The 18,251-nt window shown below is 65.2% G+C and carries 12 protein-coding genes and 1 tRNA gene; 7 read left to right on the plus strand and 6 right to left on the minus strand.

Features of this window, described 5'->3' with window-relative positions:
- Positions 1 to 118 precede the first annotated feature (118 nt).
- A complete protein-coding gene (locus tag FDY95_RS11440; protein ID WP_138077874.1) occupies positions 119 to 718 on the plus strand; it encodes a DUF4136 domain-containing protein in 600 nt (199 codons plus the stop codon).
- 217 nt (positions 719 to 935) lie between these two features.
- On the opposite strand, the gene FDY95_RS11445 is transcribed toward FDY95_RS11440, so the two are convergent.
- The gene (locus tag FDY95_RS11445) at positions 936 to 1,865 is read right to left on the minus strand and encodes a hypothetical protein (protein WP_138077876.1); all 930 of its coding nucleotides are present in this window, start codon (positions 1,863 to 1,865) and stop codon (positions 936 to 938) included.
- A 106-nt stretch (positions 1,866 to 1,971) separates the two neighbouring features.
- On the opposite strand from FDY95_RS11445, the gene FDY95_RS11450 reads away from it, so the two are divergent.
- The 4 genes from FDY95_RS11450 to FDY95_RS11465 all read left to right on the plus strand — a co-directional run bounded on the left by FDY95_RS11450 (position 1,972) and on the right by FDY95_RS11465 (position 7,836).
- Positions 1,972 to 3,669, plus strand: a complete 1,698-nt coding sequence (locus FDY95_RS11450) for an LIC_10190 family membrane protein (RefSeq protein WP_138077878.1) — start codon at positions 1,972 to 1,974, stop codon at positions 3,667 to 3,669.
- Between the two features lie 275 nt (positions 3,670 to 3,944).
- A complete protein-coding gene (locus tag FDY95_RS11455) occupies positions 3,945 to 5,012 on the plus strand; it encodes an MJ1255/VC2487 family glycosyltransferase (RefSeq protein WP_138077880.1) in 1,068 nt (355 codons plus the stop codon).
- Positions 5,013 to 5,021: 9 nt separating this feature from the next.
- Positions 5,022 to 5,741, plus strand: a complete 720-nt coding sequence (locus FDY95_RS11460) for a hypothetical protein (protein WP_138077882.1) — start codon at positions 5,022 to 5,024, stop codon at positions 5,739 to 5,741.
- A 106-nt stretch (positions 5,742 to 5,847) separates the two neighbouring features.
- Positions 5,848 to 7,836, plus strand: coding sequence for a peptidylprolyl isomerase (locus FDY95_RS11465; protein WP_138077884.1), 1,989 nt, complete (start codon positions 5,848 to 5,850; stop codon positions 7,834 to 7,836).
- 80 nt (positions 7,837 to 7,916) lie between these two features.
- Here FDY95_RS11465 and FDY95_RS11470 read toward each other — a convergent pair whose 3' ends face one another.
- Positions 7,917 to 10,862 (minus strand): right-handed parallel beta-helix repeat-containing protein, encoded by a 2,946-nt coding sequence (locus FDY95_RS11470; RefSeq protein ID WP_138077886.1) that lies wholly within the window; start codon positions 10,860 to 10,862, stop codon positions 7,917 to 7,919.
- 252 nt (positions 10,863 to 11,114) lie between these two features.
- Positions 11,115 to 11,453 carry a cupin domain-containing protein gene (locus FDY95_RS11475; RefSeq protein ID WP_138077888.1) on the minus strand — a complete coding sequence of 113 codons (339 nt, stop codon included), beginning with the start codon at positions 11,451 to 11,453 and terminating at the stop codon, positions 11,115 to 11,117.
- Between the two features lie 150 nt (positions 11,454 to 11,603).
- Between FDY95_RS11475 and epsC the strand changes: the two genes are divergently transcribed.
- Entirely contained in the window at positions 11,604 to 12,434 is an 831-nt protein-coding gene (gene epsC, locus FDY95_RS11480; protein WP_138077890.1) for a serine O-acetyltransferase EpsC, read from the plus strand.
- A gap of 114 nt (positions 12,435 to 12,548) precedes the next feature.
- Positions 12,549 to 13,472 carry a cysteine synthase A gene (cysK, locus tag FDY95_RS11485; RefSeq protein WP_138077892.1) on the plus strand — a complete coding sequence of 308 codons (924 nt, stop codon included), beginning with the start codon at positions 12,549 to 12,551 and terminating at the stop codon, positions 13,470 to 13,472.
- A 178-nt stretch (positions 13,473 to 13,650) separates the two neighbouring features.
- Here cysK and FDY95_RS11490 read toward each other — a convergent pair.
- From FDY95_RS11490 to FDY95_RS11500, 3 genes are all read right to left on the minus strand, one after another.
- Positions 13,651 to 13,724, minus strand: a tRNA-Ala gene (locus FDY95_RS11490).
- A gap of 156 nt (positions 13,725 to 13,880) precedes the next feature.
- The gene (locus FDY95_RS11495) at positions 13,881 to 17,273 is read right to left on the minus strand and encodes a TonB-dependent receptor (protein WP_138077894.1); all 3,393 of its coding nucleotides are present in this window, start codon (positions 17,271 to 17,273) and stop codon (positions 13,881 to 13,883) included.
- Between the two features lie 327 nt (positions 17,274 to 17,600).
- The gene (locus tag FDY95_RS11500; RefSeq protein ID WP_246074001.1) at positions 17,601 to 18,206 is read right to left on the minus strand and encodes a C40 family peptidase; all 606 of its coding nucleotides are present in this window, start codon (positions 18,204 to 18,206) and stop codon (positions 17,601 to 17,603) included.
- Positions 18,207 to 18,251: the final 45 nt, after the last annotated feature.

The raw sequence follows: 18,251 nt of genomic DNA on the forward strand, positions 1-18,251 counted from the left end.
CGGGAACGGGTAGTAAACTCGGTCGTTTAAACTTTGAGAATCAAGCGCTATATTTTTTGCGTAAACAGAAATATGCCTAACTTCTAAACCCTAACACCTCATTGCCCGCGCTGCCCCTATGAAACCTACCGCTACTGTTGCAACTGTTGTCCTGGCTCTGCTGCTGAGCAGCTGTTTTACCGCGCGCGAAGGGCGCATTGAGTCCGACTACAGCTACGCGGGCAACTTCCGCCATTACCGCACTTTCGCCTTTTTGCAGGGCGCCGATGGCACCACCCGCGACAGCGCCGCCGTGCTCGACGAAACCGTGCGCGACGCCATTCAGACCCACCTGCGCGCCCAGGGCTACAAGCTCAACCAGCGCCGGCCCGACCTGCTGATTTCCTACCGCGTGTTCGACGGGGCCATGCGCTTCACCGGCTACAACCAGCCCGACCTGATGCAGTGGGTGCGCAAGGAATCGGTGGAAGACGACGAGACGCCCACCGACGAGCGGCAGGGCTACGACCGGGTGCGCTACCTGCTCAACGACGGCACGCTGCTCATTACCCTCATCGACCACAAAAACGGCCGGGCCGTGTGGCAGGGCTACGCCTCCAACGTGACGGCCCGGCAGGGCACCCAGGCCAGCATCATCATGCGCCGCGCCGTGCGCTCCATCTTCGACCGTTACCGCGTGTTGTCGGAAGACTACCAGAACGAGCCGCAGATGCGGTAGGGGCCTCCCCCCCGGCCCCCTCTCCAAGGGGAGAAGGGGAGCCTGGCATCAGTAACGCAAGCGGGAGCCATAAGTATCTTGCTCATGGCTCCCGCTTTTTTACGTCCTATTCAAAATCGTCCCTGATGAGCAGCGTAGGCTGTCTGTAGCTGTCCGATCCGTCTGCTGACGTCAAGCTCCCCCTCTCTTTTGGAGAGGGGGCCGAGGGGTGAGGCCCCTACCGGTTCTTACCGGCCGGAATGCGGAACTGTATGCCCAGCGTTGGCAGGACGGTGAGGCCCTTGAGCTTGGTTTCCTTGTTGTTGAGAATCTTGTAAGTGCCGAAGTTCTGGTAGTAAATGGCCAGCGCGGGCAGGAAATAGGCGTAGCGGTAGCCCACTTTCAGGTTGACGAAGCCGCCAATGGCCCCGTAGCTGCGCCGTTCCAGCAGGTTCGGAATGCGGTCGGTGACGCGGTTGGAGCCGGGAATGTAGTTGAAGATTTTGCCGGGCTGGAAGCCGTATTTCAGGAAGGTGCGGCTGTAAACCAGGCCGTACGACACGTTACCGATCTGCTCCTCGGGCCCAAACGAGTTGCTGAACACCAGCGGCACCAGCAGATCGACGCGGCGGGCGGTGAAGCCCAGCAGCTTCTCGGTGTCTTCGAGGAAGGGAATGTTGGGCAGCTTGGCTTTTTGGGTGGAGAATTGCAGCCCCACGCTGCCGTACATGTCGCCCGACTGGCCCTGCGGTTTTTCGGGCGTACCCAGCGGCCCCATAAACTGGTACATGGCATCGAGGCTGTGCGCCCCGAAGGAGTACTTGTAGCCCACGTCGACGCGGTTGAGCAGGCCGTAGCGCACGTAGAGGTCGGAGGTAGCCACGGTGGGGTCGAGCACGTAGGCCAGCGCGGCGGCCTGCACCCGGTCGAGGCCCTGCTCGTAGCGGATGGTGTCGCGGTTGATGGCCTGCTTCACCACATCTTTGGCCGCCCCGGTGATTTTGCCGATGGAGGCCGTGCCGATGTTGAAGCCCAGGTTGCCGCCGGCCTTGAACTGGCCTTTGGGCGTCACTTTGCCCGACGAAATAATGGAGCGCGGCGCCGAGCAGGCCCCGACGGCCAGCAGCAGCGCGAAGGGCAGCAGGCGGCGAAGAGAAGAAAGCAGCATAGAGAGGGGAGAAAGTCAGCCAGAAGCAAAGCGCGAATATCCAAAAAGCGGGCCGGTCTTGGTGGCGCGTTGGCCCGCGGCGCCGTTTTCGGCACCTTTGCGCCCAATGATACTCGTTGTGCTCGTTTGGTTGGTTGCGGCCGCAATTACCACCGCGCTGGGCGTGGGCGCCTGGCGGCTGGCCGCCCGCCTGGGCTTGCGCGGAGCCGCGCAACTGCCCACGCCCGAGTGGCTGAGCCTGACGGGCTGGGCCCTGCTGACGGCCGCCCTGCAGGTCTGGTCCTTGGCTGCCCCCATTGATGGACGCGCGCAGCTGTTCTTTGGCCTTGGCCTGGCGGCGGTGCTGCTGCTGAACCATCGCACCTGGTGGCAGGCCGTGCGCCGGCCGTGGCCCGCCCGCTGGGGCGCCCCCGAGCGTCTGGGCGCGCTGCTGCTCCTGCTGCTGCTCGGCTGGCTGCTGACCTTCGCCGCCCAGGTACCCATCAACTACGACGTGGGCCTGTACCAGCTGCAGACGCTGCAGTGGGCCGAGCAATTTGCCGCCGTGCCCGGCCTGGGCAACCTGCACGGGCGCCTGGCCTTCAACTCCAGCCTATACCTGCCGCTGGCCTTGTTTCGAGTGCCGACGCCCACTGGCCCGGCCTACGCGCTCAGCGCCTACAGCTACGCCCTGCTGGCCGTGGCGGCGGTGCGGCCCCTGGTGGCCGGCCTGCGCGCTCCGCAGCCCGATGCCCGCCGGGTGTGGGCGCCCCTGCTGCTGCTCTTGCTGCTGGTGTATTCGTTTCAGGTCTGGCTCTCGTCGGTTACCTCCGACTGCACCACGGCCGCGCTACTGGTGCTGCTGTTCTATTATTTCGCCCAGCACCCGCCGCTGCGCGCCACCGAGGCCCAGCGCCTGCTGCTGACCTTGCTGGCCGCCTGGGCCGTCACGCTGAAGCTCTCGGCGGCACCGGTGCTGCTGCTGCCGCTCTACGCCGCCTGGGCCGCGCCGGAGTCGCTGAGCATCGGCCGCCGCTGGGGCGGGCCGCTGGCGCTGGGGCTGCTGCTGGCCCTACCCTGGCTGGCGCGCAACGTGGTCTTGTCGGGCTACTTGATTTACCCGCTGCCGGCCGTCGATTTGTTCAATGTCGACTGGAAGCTGCCGCTGGCCTACGCCCGCATGGAGCACAACATGATTGTGAACCTGGCCCGCAACTCGGCCGAAAGCCCCTACGCCGCGCCCCACCAGACGCTGTGGCAGTGGTGGCCGAACTGGTGGGCCCCGATGGTGGGTTTCCCCGGCGCCGTAGTGGTGGCCGCGCTGGCCTCGCCGCTGGTGGCCGCCTGGCGCTGGCGCCACCCGCGCAGCGCCGCCGAGCAGGGCTGGGCCGGCGGCTGGCTGGTGGCCTGGGTGGGCAGCGTGTTCTGGTTCGTAGCCGCCCCCGACTACCGCTTCGGGGCGGGCTTTCTGCTAGTGGCGGCCCTGTGGCCCTGGCTGGGCCCGCGCTGGCCCGGCCCCGCCCAATCGGACCGCCTGCGCTACCTGCCGGGCCTGCTGCTGTTGCTCTGGGTGCTGCACAACCTGCGCGACCCGCTCTACCAGCTGCGCCACGAGCCGGCGCGCTTTGCCCGGCGCGTGGTGTGGCCCGAGCTGCCCGCCGTGCCCGCCACCGTGGCCGTGCCCGTCGCGCCCGGCCTGTTCGTGCGCGTGCCGCGCGAGGGGTTTCAGTGCTGGGGCGCGCCCCTGCCCTGCGCCCACTGCGCCGAAGCCGGCCTGCGCCTGCGCGGCCGCACGCTAAGCGAAGGTTTTCGCCGCACGGAGTAGGGGGAGCGGTTCACCCCAATGTCATTGCGAGCGAAGCGCGGCAATCGTTCCTCTCGCGGTACAGCGGTACAAATAGCACAAACTGAAAACGGCACCGCCCGAAACCCTACGTCTGCCGGGGCGGGCAGTGCCGTTTTCGTTTTCTGCCAGTTGTGGCGGCGGTGCTACTATAGGAACGATTGCCGCGCTTCGCTCGCAATGACTATAGAGTGCAGCCGTCTGCTGGCTCCGCCATTTCCTTGTTACTTGCTCGTCGTTACCTGATAATTGCCCGCATGAACATCCTCTACGGCGTGCCCGGCGAAGGGCTCGGCCACGCCACCCGCAGCAAAGTCGTCATCCGCCACCTGCTCGACGCCGGCCACGAGGTGCAGGTGGTCAGCAGCAGCCGGGCCTACAAGCTGCTGGCCGACAACTTCCCCGGCCGGGTGCGCGAAATCAAGGGCTTCCACCTCGCCTACAAGGAGCTGACCGTGTCGAAAAGCCGCACGGCCGCCCTCACGCTGCGCGCGGCCCCGGACAACCTGCAGCTGAACTTCCGCCGCTACCGCGACCTGCTGGCCGACTGCTGCCGCTTCGACCTGGTTGTTTCCGACTTCGAGTCGTTCAGCTACTTCTTCGCCAAAACCCAGCGCCTGCCGGTCATCAGCATCGACAACATGCAGATTATCAGTCGCACCCAGCTCGACGTGCCGATTCCGCGGGAGGAACGCGGCAACTTCGAGCTGGCCCGGGGCATCGTGCGCGCCAAGCTGCCCCGCGCGCGGCACTACTTCGTCACCACCTTCTTCCGCCCGCCCGTGGCAAAGCCCGATACCACGCTGGTGCCGCCCATCATCCGCCCCGAAATCGTGGCCCAGCGGCCTACGCGCGGGCAGCACGTGCTGGTGTACCAGTCGAGCACCAACCAGCGCGACCTAGTGAGCCTGCTGCAGCAGCTGCCCGGGCAGCAGTTCCGCGTCTACGGCTTCAACCGCGACGAGGAGCACGGCAACGTGCAGCTGCGCTCCTTCTCCGAAGCGGGCTTCATCGACGACCTGGCCTCGGCCCGCGCCGTGGTGACCAACGGCGGCTTTTCGCTGATTTCCGAAGCGGTGTACCTGCACAAGCCCGTCTGCGCCATTCCGATTCCGGCCCAGTTCGAGCAGTGGCTGAACGCGGCCGAAATCGAGCGGCTGGGCTACGGCCGCCACTTCCCGGCGCTGACGCCGGACAACCTGAAGGCGTTTTTGTACGACCTGACGCCATTTGAGCAGGCGCTGAGCCAGTACCGGCAGGAGGGCAACCAGGAGCTGTTCCGGGCGCTGGATGCGGTGCTGGTGCGGGTGCTGTCGGACCATTAGGTTGCGCCAATGGGAGTCGACATTCGGGTGCTGATACCCTACACGACCGCGCAGCACGAAACCATCCGGCAGTGGGCGGCTGCCGTTGAGCGGGACGAGGTGCCTGCTTTGCAAGAGTATTACCGTCGCCACTTGGCGCTGGGTGGCCCCGACTTCGAACTGGCAGGCAACAACTGGTTTGATGAGCACCAGCAGGTACCCCGCCCCGCCACCCTGCCCGACAACTACGCCTGGCTGGTGTCGCGCAACGGCCTTCGGTTCCGGTTCTGGGACGACTGCCTGGAGCTGACCAACGACTACCGGGTGCTGGCCCTGATTCGCCAGCCCGGGCGGCGGCAGCTCCTGTATTGGTTTATCGGCTCCTTGTTCGAGCTGCTCGGCGCCCGCGAAGCATATCTGCTGGGCGACGACAACGCCGCGTACAACTTCTTTCTCCGGGTCGGTACGCTGGTGGAGGCGCGTCGGCTGATGCCGGCTCCCACCGCCACGCTGGAAGAACTGTACGTCGACCTGGGGCACGACCAGGACCTGAGCTTTGGCGAGGGTTCGGCCGTTGGGGTGTACGACGTGGTGGGCGTCATGCGGCTCACGTCCACCGCCGTGGCCGCTCTGCCGGCTTGGGTGGAGCCGCCGGCGCGGCCAGCCGGGAAAGAGGAGGCGCTGGTGCAGCAAGTGCTATTCAAGCACCGCCGCCGTGGCAAGCGACGACGCGGCGAAACCCCAGGGTAAATCAGCCGCGCTGCTTCACGAACTTGGTAAGTGCTAATGCCAGCCCGTCACAGCTGCGCTACCACCTGCACGGCATCCCGCCCGGTTTGCCTAATTTCCGGGCCTGATGACGCCCCGCCCCGCCACCGCCCTCGCGGCCCTCGGCCTGCTGCTCGCGGCCTGCTCCACCGGCCGCACCCCGCAAGCCGCCGCCCCGCTCAACCAATTCGCCGCCGACAGCACCCTGCGCCGCATCGCCACGGCCCAGGACCAGCGCCAGACCCAGGCGCTGCGCCCCTTCCTGCACCACCCCAAGGCCCGCTACCGGCAAGCCGCCGCAATGGCCTTTGCCTCGGTGCAGGACCGCGCCGCGCTGCCCGACCTGCTCGGCGCCCTTTCCGATGCCAACGTGGAGGTGCGCCAGGCTGCGGCCTTCGCCCTGGGCCAGACGGCCGATAGCGCCGCCGCCGCGCCCCTGGCCAGCCAGCTCGGCACCGAAACCGATGCCCGCGCCCGCCGCTACGAGCTGGAAGCCCTGGGCCGCTGCGTGGGCCGGGGCGGGCTGCCCCTGCTGCTGCAGCTGCCCCGCACCGCCGCGCCTACCGATACCCTGCTCACCATCGGGCAGGCCTGGGGGCTGTACCGCGCCGGCCTGCGTGGGCTGACCTCCGAGGCCGCCGTGCGCCGCACCGTGAGCTTGCTCAGCCGGCAGCAGCCGTTTTCGGCCCGGCTGGCCGCCGCCCACACCCTGGCCCGCACCCCGCGCCTCGACCTGACGACCTATCAGGAGCCAATTACCGCCGCCGCTGTCAACGACCTGAGCTACGCCGTGCGCTCGGCCGCCACCAGTGCCCTGGGCAAGGTGAAGGCCGCGACGCTGGCGCCCGTGCTGGCCGGCATTCTGCGCCGCGACGCCGATTACCGCGTGCGCGTGGCCGCCCTGCGCGCCATGAATGCTGCCATGTACGCCCCGGTGAAGGAAGCCGCCTGGGCCGCCCTCGACGATGCGCAGAACCAGGTGGCCGTCACCGCCGCCGAGTTCTTTCTCGCCCACGCCACCGGCGAAACCGGCCGCCTCTTCCTCGACAAAGCCGCCCGCATGACCGCCTGGCGGCCCCGCGCCGTGGTGCTGGCCGCCGCGCTGCACCACGCCTCCGCCGCCGAGAAGGAGTCCATCCGCACCGCCATTCAGCAGCGCTACACCGCCGCCACCGATGCCTACGAGCGGGCCTTTTTGCTGAAAGCCCTGGGCGAAGACCCGGCCGCGTTTGCCTTCGTCGAGCAAGCTACGTTTGCGCCAAACCAGCCGCCGGTGGTCAGCACCTACGGCATCGAGGCGCTGGTGGCCCTGCGCAGCCGCCCCGACTTTCCCGAAGGGCAGCAGCCGCTGTTCGTGCAAACCCTGGAGCGCGCCATCGGCAGCGACGACGTGGCCCTGATCGGGACGGCGGCCGGGGCGCTGAAGGAGGACAAGCTGAATCTGCGCCGCGACTTCCGCAACCTGGCGCTGCTGCGCACGGCCCAGCAGCGCATCCGCCTGCCCCGCGATGTGGAAGCCTGGCAGGCCCTGCAGCAGGCCCTCGATTACCTGGAAAGCAAAACTGCCCCGACGCCCACGCCCAGCGCCGCCGCCCAGCACCCCATCGACTGGGCGCTGGTGCAGACGATTCCGGCCGGGCAGCGCGTGCGCGTAAGCACGGCGCGCGGGCCGGTGGTGCTGCGCCTGCTGGTGGAAGAGGCGCCCGGCTCGGTGGCCAGCTTCGTGCAGCTCATCCGCCAGGGCTTCTACGACGGCAAGAACTTCCACCGCGTGGTGCCCAATTTCGTGGCCCAGGGCGGCTGCCCCCGCGGCGACGGGTGGGGCGGCACCGATTACACCCTGCGCTCCGAATTTGCGGATCGGGGCTACCTCGAAGGCGCCGTGGGCCTGGCCTCCGCTGGCAAGGACACCGAGAGCTGCCAGTGGTTTATCACCCACAGCCCCACGCCCCACCTCGACGGCCGCTACACCATTTTCGCCGTCGTGGAAAGCGGCATGGACGCGGTGCACCGCCTCGACATCGGGGACCGAATCGACAAGGTGGAGCTGCTGCCCACGGCCGCCGGCGTCCGATAGCGCGGCCCACAAGTAAACGCCTAACGGCCCGCCGAAACACGTTTCGGCGGGCCGTTAGGCGTTGTTGGAGAGTCCGGCGGCTATTCCACCCGCAGCTGCCGGGCGCTGTTCGGCAGGCCTCGGCCGCTCACGCGCACCACGTACAGGCCGGGCTTCACGTGGCCAGCCAGCTGCAGCTCCAGGCGCTGGCCCACCACGGGCGCCGTGGTCGTCCACACCGTGCGGCCCACGGCGTCGAGCACCTGCACCGTGGCCTGCGTGGCGCTGGTAGCGGGCAGCTGAATGGTCAGCTCGTTGCGCGCCGGGTTGGGGTACAGGGCCAACTGGCCCTTGCCGCCGGTCAGCTGCACGGCCACCACCGATGAATATTTCGCTTGGCCGTCGAAGTCGACCTGGCGCAGGCGGTAGTACACCACATCGCTCAGGCCCGAGGCGTCGAGGAAGCTGTACTGCTGGGCGCTGGTGGTGGTGCCGTGCCCGGCCACGAAGCCTACCCGCTGCCACTCGCGGCCGTTGAGGGCGCGCTCCACGTCGAAGCCGCGGTTGTCTTTCTCCTGCGCCGTGGTCCAGTACAGGCGGGCGCGGCCTTCGCCGGCGGCTTCCGCCCGGAACGAGGTCAGCTCCACCGGCAGCGGGTTGATGGGCGAGATGGAGCCGAATGTGAACGGCCCGAAGCCGCTAACCGGCCCGGCCGAGGCTACGGAGCCCGCGGCGGCGCTGCCCGTGGTGCCGCCGTTGCCCTCGTTCTGCCACTGGCTGCCGTCGAAGCGGGCCACGCGCAGCTCAGGCAGGGAGTTGATGCCGCTGCGGCTGCCGTTTTCCCAGTACAGGCGTACGGCCACCGCGCCGCTGCCGGCGGGGCGCTCCAGGTTCCAGTATTCCACCCGGCTGATGTTGGTCAGGCTCGGGTCGGCCGCTTGGGAGCTGTAAGCCTGCGCGAAGTACTCGGCCGTGAAGGTGCTGCTGGCCGTGGGCGCCGAAATACCCAGGCGGGCCCATACGCCGCTCTTGCCCAGCGGAAACACAAAGGCCGTGCTGCCCACCTTGCTCACCGGCCCTTGCACGTAGCTGCCGGCGTTGCCCTCGGTGCTGCTGCTGCCATCGGCCAGGGTGAGCAGGTTTGCGGCCGAGCTGTTGATGAAGCCGGCCGTGAGCGTGAGGCTGCCGCTGAGCGTGAGCGGGGCGCCCAGCGTGAGGGCCTTGCCGCTGCCGTTCAGCGTCAGGTCGCGCAGGGTTAGGGCGGCGTTGGTTTGCAGCAAGGTAATGTTCTTGGTCACCGTCACCGATTCGTTGTAAGTACCGCCCTCGGCCTCGATGGTGCCGCCATCAAGAATAGCCACGGCGGCCTCCTGCATGTTGCCGGCAGGCAGGGCGTCGGGCACGTTGGCGGCCACGCGCAGGTAGCTCAGGTCCGGCTGAAAGCCCGCTTCGGCGGATACGTCGGTCTTGCTGTTGAGGAAGGGGCTGAACTGCAGTCGGCCCGTCGGCGCCAGCGACGATACTTCGGTGAAGCTGCCGGTGAGCGTGCGCACCAGCCCCCCGGTGCCGCTGGCCCCGCGGATGTCGCTGATGACGTTGCTGCCCAGCCAGTTTAGGGCCGCGTTGGCCGGGTTGGTGAGGTTGATGGCCCGGATGCTGACCACGTCGCAGGTATCCACCAGGTTTTCCTGCACCATCACCCCGCTCGATACCAGCAGCTGGTTGCGCGGAATGTCGAAGTAGGGCGTGGCCTGCTCGGAAGTAGTGGCGGGGCGGTCCTGCACCTGAATGCCCAGCTGGCAGCGCGTCACCACGTTGTGGCGCACCTGGTGGTTGCTGCCCTCCAGCACGATGCCGAAGCCGTTGCGGTTCAGCAGCGCAAACGCCGTGGAGCGGTAGCCGCGAATGGTGTTGCTTTCAATCCAAAGGCCGCTGGTGGTCAGATCGTCGTTGTAGCTGGGGCGTCCGGCAATCAGCCGGTCCCGGTCCACCACGGCAATGGCCGCGTTATCCGCCACTAGGTTGGTGGGCTGCGCCAAACCCCGTGTAATGCGGTTGCGCCGCACCACGAAGCTGCCCGGGCCGCTGGCCAGCCCGGTGCCCGTGCACGACTTCAGCTCCAGCCCGTTGTCGGCGTTGTCCTGGATGACGTTGTCTTCGATCAGGGCCCCGATGCTGGTGTAGTTGCCGCCCGCGTCGCGCTGCCCGGCCACTTTCAGCAAGGCCAGAGCCGGGCCCAGGTTGCCGTAGAAGCGGCAGCCGCGCACGATCAGGCCGGAGGTGGCGCGCTCGTTCACGTCGATGCCGGCGCGGCGGTTCTGCTCGAAGGCCGAGTTTTCGATGAGCAGGTTGTTCTTGTCGGCGCCAGCGTCGGCGCCGTTGAAGAACAGGCCCCGGCCGTAGATATTGCCGCTAACGGAAGGCGCCCCGCCCCCGGCCGTCGCGCTCTGAATGCGCGTAAACCGAATGCTTACCCGCCGGAAGGTCAGGTTGCTCACGTTGCCGCCCAGCTCGATGCCCTGGCGGTAGCACTTGAACACGTCCAGGTCCTCAAACACCACGTTGCTGATCTGGCTGCCGGTCAGGTTGCCGTAGATGCCGTAGTCGTAGCGGCGTAAACTCAGGCGGCTGATGCGGATGGGTTGGGCCGTGGTGCCGCTGGCCGCCACCGAAATGGCCGGCACCACGTCGTACACGTTGTCGGCCGTGCGCGGCCCGTCGCTGAAAATGGTGGCGCTGGCCGGGCTGCTGAGCGAGTCACCCGCGCCCTGCAGGCTCACCGGTTTGTCGATGATGACGAGCTGCTGGTAGCGCCCCGCGTCGACAAAGATGGTGGCCCCGGCGGTGGCTGCCGCCACGGCCCGGTTGACGGTGGCAAAAGGCGCCGCTGCCGAGCCGGTGCCGGTGGCGTCGCTGCCGGGGGCCGAGGTATATACGTCGCCGGTGGTGGCCGCGTCGTTGACGTAAAGCGAAGTTTGGGCTACGGTGCTGGTCGATGTCAGGCCCGCCAGCAGCGCCGTTCCCAAGGCAAGTATGATTGGTTTCATAGCGGGAAAGAGTCAGGTTTTGCCCTCCCAAAACGTAACTGCCTATTTCCGGGTTGGTGCCGGAACGGACCGCCGCCGCGGCCGGCGCGCCGATGTAGCCCCTGCGTCCCGCAAAGGGCGTTTTTGCGCGGCCATGCTTCGAAAATTTATTTCTAATAAGTTGATATTAATATAGTTACAGATTTTAATAAACAAAGAAAAAGCTGCCTGTTTTTTCGACGGGCAGCTTCTCAATGGGAATTCCCGGACGCCTTATTCGTCGCGGTGGTGGGCGTGGGCCGGGGGCGTGGTGGCCTCTACGGCCGTAAACGGCTCCAGCACCCGGTAGCGGTGGCTGGCGCCCTTGGGCACCACCCAGGAGTTGCCGGGCTCCAGCAGCACCATCTGGCCTTCCAGATGCAGCTCGGCCCGGCCGCTGATGACGAAGCCCACCGTTTCGTAAGGGCGGCTGACAGCTTCTTTCTGCTCACCGGGCTGCTCGTTTTCCCAGAGGCGCATGGCCACGTGAGTGCCCGAGGCGAGGTATTTCTGGCCTTCCGGGCCGTGCGGCGAAAAGCGCGAGTCTACTTTGGTGATGGTCGTGTCGGGCATGGGATGGGTGTTTGGGGAGGTGAATGCTGCGGACGTACCTTGCCCTAACGCAGCCGGCCCCGCGGCGGTTGTGCCCCGCCCGGGCCAACATTTCGGCCCCGCTGCCGGTTGAATTCCGCTCACCGGGCGCCCCGCCCACTGCCGCCCGCCATGACCGACGCGTTTTTTCGCTCCCTGGCCGATGCCCACCGCACGGCCCCGCCGCCCCTGCCCGGGCCCGCGCTCTGCCAGCTGGCCGAAGACCTGCTCGACCTGCTCTTCCCCGAGCGTACCGGCCAGCGCCTGCCCGAGCCCGCCGCCGTGGCCGCCCGTCTGCACGCCCGGCAGCAGCAGCTCGAAGGTTTGCTGACCACCGTATCGGGCCTGCCGGTGCCGCCCGCCGCCCTGGCTGCCGACCTGTTCGACCGCCTGCCGCTGCTCCACGAGCTGCTGCTGCTCGACGCCCGCGCCATCCTGGCCGCCGACCCCGCCGCTCAGGACCTGGCCGAAGTCATCTGCACCTACCCCGGCTTCTACGCCCTCGGCCTGCACCGCTTCGCCCACGCCCTCTACCAGCGCCGGGTGCCGCTGCTGCCGCGCCTGCTCAGCGAATACGCCCACCAGCGCACCGGCATCGACATTCACCCCGGGGCCCGCATCGGCCGCAGCTGCAGCATCGACCACGGCACGGGCATCGTCATCGGCGAAACGGCCGTGCTCGGCGACCATGTGCGCCTGTTCCAGGGCGTCACGCTGGGGGCGCTGAGCGTGGCCAAGGAGCTGGCCCACCAGAAGCGCCACCCCACCATCGAAGACCACGTGGTCATCTACGCCGGGGCCACTATCTTGGGCGGCAGCACCGTGGTAGGGCGCCACAGCCTCATCGGCGGCAACGTGTGGCTCACCGAGAGCGTGCCCTCGCACTCCCGCGTGTACCACCGCGCCCAGATCCACGTCACCCGCGTCGAAGACCCCTCGGCCGACCTCACGTTTTCCATTTAGTGAGTTGGTGAGATGGTGAAATAGTGAGTGTCGTTCCACTTGCGCATTATGCGCAGTTCGCGCCTCATGATCATCAAACTCGCCATTTCACCACCTCACCAGTTCACCTTTTACATGAAAGCCAACACCATTCTCGACACCATCGGCAACACGCCGCTCGTTCGCATCAACCGCCTGTTTCAGGACACCCGCCCCGACGTGGAGGTGTGGGTGAAGCTGGAGCGCGCCAACCCCGGGGGCAGCATCAAGGACCGCATTGCCCTCTCGATGATCGAGCAGGCCGAAAAGGACGGCCTGCTGACTCCCGACAGCCTTATCGTGGAGCCGACCTCCGGCAACACCGGCGTGGGCCTGGCCATGGTGGCCGCCGTGAAGGGCTACAAGCTCACCCTGGTCATGCCCGAGTCCATGTCCATCGAGCGGCGGCGGCTGATGGCCGCCTACGGCGCCAACCTGGAGCTGACCCCGCGCGAGAAAGGTATGAAGGGCGCCATCGAAAAGGCCCACGAGCTGGTGCAGAACACGCCCGGCGCCTGGATGCCCATGCAGTTCGACAACCCGGCCAACATCCGCGTGCACGCCGAAACCACCGCCCGTGAAATCCAGCAGGACGCGCCCGAGGGCTTCGACTTCCTGATTACCGGCGTGGGCACCGGCGGCCACATCACCGGCGTGGCCGAGGTGCTCAAGCCGCAACAGCCGAACCTGAAAGTCTTCGCCGTGGAGCCCGAACTCTCGCCCGTCATCAGCGGCGGCGCGCCCGGTCCGCATCCCATCCAGGGCATCGGCGCCGGCTTCATCCCCACCAACCTGCACCAGGCCGTGCTCGACGGCGTCATTCAGGTCAGCCAGGCCGAAGCATTCGACTATGCCCGCCGCGCCGCCAAGGAGGAAGGCATCTTCCTCGGCGTATCGTCGGGGGCCTCGCTGGCGGCCGTGGCCAAGAAGCTGGCCGAAGTGCCCCAGGGCGGCCGGGTGCTCACTTTCTGCTACGACACCGGCGAGCGGTACCTCTCCGTCGACGGCCTGTTTGTCTAGCGCCGAGCGTTGATCAGCGGTCCATCATTCATTCGTCCAACAAAAAAGCCCCTGCCAGGTAGCAGGGGCTTTTTCATAACAGTTGAAGCACCAACTGCTACCAAACCTGAATCAAGTAGGTAGCAACAAAAAACCCGACCTGGTGGGTCGGGCTTCTTGGGGCATTTGAAAACAGGAGTGGAGAATATCGGAGTCGAACCGATGACCTCTTGCATGCCATGCAAGCGCTCTAGCCAGCTGAGCTAATCCCCCGTTTTCTTAGAGCCATTCGCCGGTTGCGTTTGGTGATGCAAAAGTACAGCGCGTTTTTGATTGTGCAAGAGCTGAACGAAAAAAAATTGCGAAAAAAAGCAAAAAAAAGTGGGCTGACGAAACGCCAGCCCACTTTTTAAGCGCTAAGCTCTTGGCTTAGTTGAAGATGTAGCGCAGGCCAAGCTGCATGTAGTAGGTCGAGGCCGTCGACAGGGTGTTACGATAGGTGCTGGTAGCGAGGTTGCCCCGATCCAGCTGCAGCTGGAAGGTCGGCTTCGTCGTGCCACCCGGGGTCAGGCTCGATACGTTCGTGGGTACCAGAATCGAGGCGGCGTTGGTTTGCTGCACCAGGCCCCAGTCTTTGTTGAGCAGGTTGCCAACGTTGAACACGTCGAAGCTCAGCTGCAGCGAATTGCGCTTGTCCCCGATGTTAACAAACAGGTCCTGCAGCAAACGTACGTCAATCTGGTTGCGCCAGGGCAGCAGAGCGCCGTTACGCTGAGCGTACTCACCGCGGTGCTTGCGCAGGTATTTGTCCTGCTCGATGAAGGCGAAGAAGGCGTCGCTCTGCTCCTGTGCCGATACCGTACGGGCCGGGTTGCCGCCGCTAGCCGCAATGGTGCGCTGCACGAAGGTGATTTCCGACGGGTTGTTCGGAATGTAGATCAGGTCAGCGTTGGAGCCGTCGCGGTTGATATCAGCCGAGTAGGTGTACGAGAAGCGGCCCTGCTGGCTGCCTTCATAGAACACTGACACCGTGGTACCCAGATGGCCCAGGTACTCTTTCCGGTATGACAGCGAACCAATCACGCGGTCGGGTACGACGTAGCTGGCGTAGCTGAGCGGGGCCGTGTTCGGCCCGTCAACCGTTGCCGTGAGCTGCCAGGCCGACAGAGGCTGGTCGCCACTGCCATCGAAGCGGTTCTTGGCTTCGCTACGCACGTAAGCCGCCGAAGCGCTCAGGCCGTTGCTGAACTGCTTTTCCAGCTTGGTCGTTACCGACCAGTAGTAACCCTTCTTGGCATTATCCAGTACGATAGTGTTGAATGCCGTGGCGCGGGTGTTTACTACGCCGTTCGGAATCGGCTGGCTGTTGGCCTGCGGATTAACGAACTTGTCGTAGATGGCGTTCGGGTAGATCAGGCGGTTATCCGGGTAGCCGGCCACGTTGAGCGGCTGCGGATTCACGAGGTTGGCGTTGCGGAAAACCGTCGTGTTCAGGTCGCGGCTGTAGATGCCTTCCACCGAGCCAATGATGCCCAGGGGCAGTTTCACGTCAACACCCAGGCTGCTTTTCCAGGTCTGCGGGAATTTGAAGTCCTTGTCCAGCGCGGTGAGCTGCGAAGGCAGGCTGGTGCCAGCAGCGGGCGGGGTAGCCGGGCGATAGAAACCCGGGTCTTTCTGGAAGCCCTGGTAGGATACTCCGTTGATGGTGCGGATGGCCGCCGGGGTCTGGAATTGCTGCGTCGTCTGCAGCAGGCCCGCGTCGCTGGCCTGGCTTACAATGTACACGAACGGTACGCGGCCCGAGAAGATACCCGTACCACCACGTACTTGCAGCGTGCTGTTACCCAGCACGTCGTAGTTGAAACCAACGCGTGGCGACCAGAGGATCTTCGGGTCGGGCAGATGGCCGACGTTAATCTTTTCGCCGTTGGCGAAGGTCAGCGAGTTGACGATGGGGTGCTCCGGCAGCGAACCGGGGTAGGTCGTCAGGTCGGCGCGCAGGCCCAGGGTTACGCGCAGGTTGGAGTTAACGGCGTATTCATCCTGGCCGTACAGCGAGTACTGGCTGAACTTAAAGCTGGGGAAGGCCTGCTCGAAGCCCGGCGACAGCGAATACGTGAAGCCGAACTCGGTGGGCAGCGCGTTGTTGCGTACCTGCGGGTCCGTGCTGTTCGCATTCACGAAATCCTGCCACGAGTTGAAGCGGTAGTAGCTGGTGGCGTAGCGCTGGAAGCCGTTGCGGGTGGTGCTGAAGTCCATCTGGCCCCCAACGGTGATGTTGTGCTTGCCCAGCAGCCAAGTGAAGTCGTCGCGCAGCGAGTAGCTTTTCACGTCGCGCACGTTGCCGAGCGTAAACGGCTCGTACCCGAAGGAGGTGAGCGGCGTGGGGGCGGCGCTGCCGTCCGCCTGCAGGATGTCCACAAACGGGAAGATGTCGCTGTCCGAGCTGCGCGAGTCGTCCTGCTTGGTGTAAGTCGCGCGGAACGTGTTACCCATGTTGGAACCGAACGTCGAGTTCAGTTCGGCCGCCAGGGAGTAGAAGTTCGCGTCGGTGTAGTAGTTCGAGTTTTTGAAGGCCAGGGCATTCAAATCCGTACGACCAGCACCCGTCGGGAAAGCCGTGAAGGGCGTGGTCGAGCCGCTCATGAAGCTCGGCGTTTTGCCAGTCGTCTGGCTGTAGCGCACGTTGAAGCGGTGGTTCTGGCTGATGTTCCAGTCGATGCGGCCCAGCAGCTTGGTACGGTCGCTGTCGAAGTTGTAGCCCTGGTAAGGTCCCGGGTCGTAGCCCAGGTTGTTCTGCAGGTAGCTGCGAATATCGTCGAGCTGGGTCGCGGTGGGGCGGGTAACGTTGGTAGCCCCGGCCGTGCCGTAGGGCAGCGCGTCCGTCGAGGCCACGCGGGTCTGGCCCTGCGCGGTGCTCTTTTCCGTCTCGGCGTTGACGAAGAAGAACAGCTTATTCTTGATGATCGGGCCGCCCAGACGGAAGCCGTACTGGTTGAACTTGGTGTCCGAAAGATTCAGCTTCTCGCCAGCAACCTTGGTGCCGGTCAGATCATTGTTCCGGTAAAAGGTGTAGACCGAACCGCTGAAGTTGTTGGTACCCGCACGCGTAACAGCGTTGATGGAGCTACCAATAAAGCCCGATTGACGCACGTCGTAAGGCGTTACGCTAACCGAAATCTGCTCGATTGCGTCCAGCGAGATAGGCGAACCGTTGGCGGGCAGGTTGCTGCCGATACCGAAGTTGTTGTTGAAGTCCGAACCGTCGACCGAGAAGTAGTTCTGGCGCAGGTTGCCGCCGCCGATGGCAGTACCGCTCGACTGGGGCGTCAGGCGGGTGAAGTCGTTCAGGCTACGGTTGATGGTGGGCAGACGCTCAATCTGCTCACGCTGAATGTTAGTTACCGAGCCGGTGCGGTCGGAGTTGATGAGCGCATCGCGGCGGCCCGAAACCTCCACTGTTGCCAGCGTCTGCGTCTGTTCGCTGAGGTTGATGTCCAGGCGCAGGTTCTGCCCCAGGTTCAGGAACACCCCTTCGCGAGTGGTTTCCTGGTAGCCCACAAACGTTACCCGAACCGTGTACGGACCGCCTACACGCATAGCCTGCAGGTTGTAACGCCCTTCGGCGTTGGTAGGCGCTACGTACTGCGTACCAGTAGGCGTATGCACCGCAATAACCGTAGCACCCGGCAGGCCTTGACCAGTTTTGTCGGTAATGATACCGCTCATTGCTGACGTAGACACGCCTTGGCTCCAACCCGGCGTGGCGGCAGCTACCAGCAGCGTCGGGGCGAGGAGATGGTGAATAAACTTGTGTTTCATGAGTGAGTGTGAGAAACGGTGAGCAAGCTATTTTATTCGTTCCAGGAAAGCAGCTGCCCGGGCAAAGCCAGCAGGCCAGGCAACAAAGGCAATTGTAGGGGGCGAGTCCTCAGAAAGGAGGACAGTTCCGGCGGTGCTCAGCATTCAGCCAGCAACATCTTCAGGAGCACGGCGGAGGGGAAGGAGTAAGCGGCAAAAACGCGGCAAAATTACGGCTTCGGGGCGGCAAGTCGGTGTTACAGAATTATTACATTTCAGGAGAGAAGTTAATCCACCAGATAGGGGGGATGCTTCCGACCAAAAACACCGCAAAGCTACGAGGGGATTTCACAACTTCGGCCGCACTGCCTTAATAAATCGGCTTAAGTAATAATCACTTTCCAAAGCGTTTTCTACCACGCCCAGCGAGGTGGAGGAGTGGATAAACTGCACGCCCTCGGAACTTACGTCGGTGACCAGACCCACGTGGGTAATGCTGGTGCTGCCAGGTGAAGCCCCGAAAAATACCAAATCCCCGGTTTGCAGATCCTGCGGCCGTACCGGGTCGCCCCAGGCTGCCTGCTCGTTCGACGACCTTGGAATCTGAATGCCGACGGCCCCGAACGACACGCTCAGCAGCCCCGAGCAGTCCATGCCCAGGCGCGTGGTGCCGCCGAATCGGTAGGGGGTGCCCTGGTACGAGCGGGCTTCCTCGATGACGCTGGCAATCTGCCGGTTGGCCGTGGCCGGGCTGCTGGCCCGCTTGGGGCCTTTGGCCACGATTTTGCGGCCGCCGGGGCTCATGCCGGCCGTTTTGGTTTTCACTTTGGTCTTGCTCGACCCCGCGCCGCGCCGCTCGGCGGCCTTCATGCGGGCTATTTCGGAGGCAGAATAGTAGCGCCCGTTGCGGTAGTTCAGCTTTTTGGTGCCGCCGCAGCTGGCCAGCAGGAGCAACCCGGCAAACAGGGAGGGCGCCAACCAGCGGGTGGGCCACAGTGA

This window comes from Hymenobacter jeollabukensis (assembly GCF_005771675.1).
GTDB lineage: Bacteria > Bacteroidota > Bacteroidia > Cytophagales > Hymenobacteraceae > Solirubrum > Solirubrum jeollabukense.

Bases quoted from the DNA above. Each gene is read 5' to 3' on its own strand.
- FDY95_RS11440 (WP_138077874.1), top strand. From the start codon at position 119: ATGAAACCTACCGCTACTGTTGCAACTGTTGTCCTGGCTCTGCTGCTG.
- FDY95_RS11445 (WP_138077876.1), bottom strand. From the start codon at position 1,865: ATGCTGCTTTCTTCTCTTCGCCGCCTGCTGCCCTTCGCGCTGCTGCTG.
- FDY95_RS11450 (WP_138077878.1), top strand. From the start codon at position 1,972: ATGATACTCGTTGTGCTCGTTTGGTTGGTTGCGGCCGCAATTACCACC.
- FDY95_RS11455 (WP_138077880.1), top strand. From the start codon at position 3,945: ATGAACATCCTCTACGGCGTGCCCGGCGAAGGGCTCGGCCACGCCACC.
- FDY95_RS11460 (WP_138077882.1), top strand. From the start codon at position 5,022: ATGGGAGTCGACATTCGGGTGCTGATACCCTACACGACCGCGCAGCAC.
- FDY95_RS11465 (WP_138077884.1), top strand. From the start codon at position 5,848: ATGACGCCCCGCCCCGCCACCGCCCTCGCGGCCCTCGGCCTGCTGCTC.
- FDY95_RS11470 (WP_138077886.1), bottom strand. From the start codon at position 10,862: ATGAAACCAATCATACTTGCCTTGGGAACGGCGCTGCTGGCGGGCCTG.
- FDY95_RS11475 (WP_138077888.1), bottom strand. From the start codon at position 11,453: ATGCCCGACACGACCATCACCAAAGTAGACTCGCGCTTTTCGCCGCAC.
- epsC (WP_138077890.1), top strand. From the start codon at position 11,604: ATGACCGACGCGTTTTTTCGCTCCCTGGCCGATGCCCACCGCACGGCC.
- cysK (WP_138077892.1), top strand. From the start codon at position 12,549: ATGAAAGCCAACACCATTCTCGACACCATCGGCAACACGCCGCTCGTT.
- FDY95_RS11495 (WP_138077894.1), bottom strand. From the start codon at position 17,273: ATGAAACACAAGTTTATTCACCATCTCCTCGCCCCGACGCTGCTGGTA.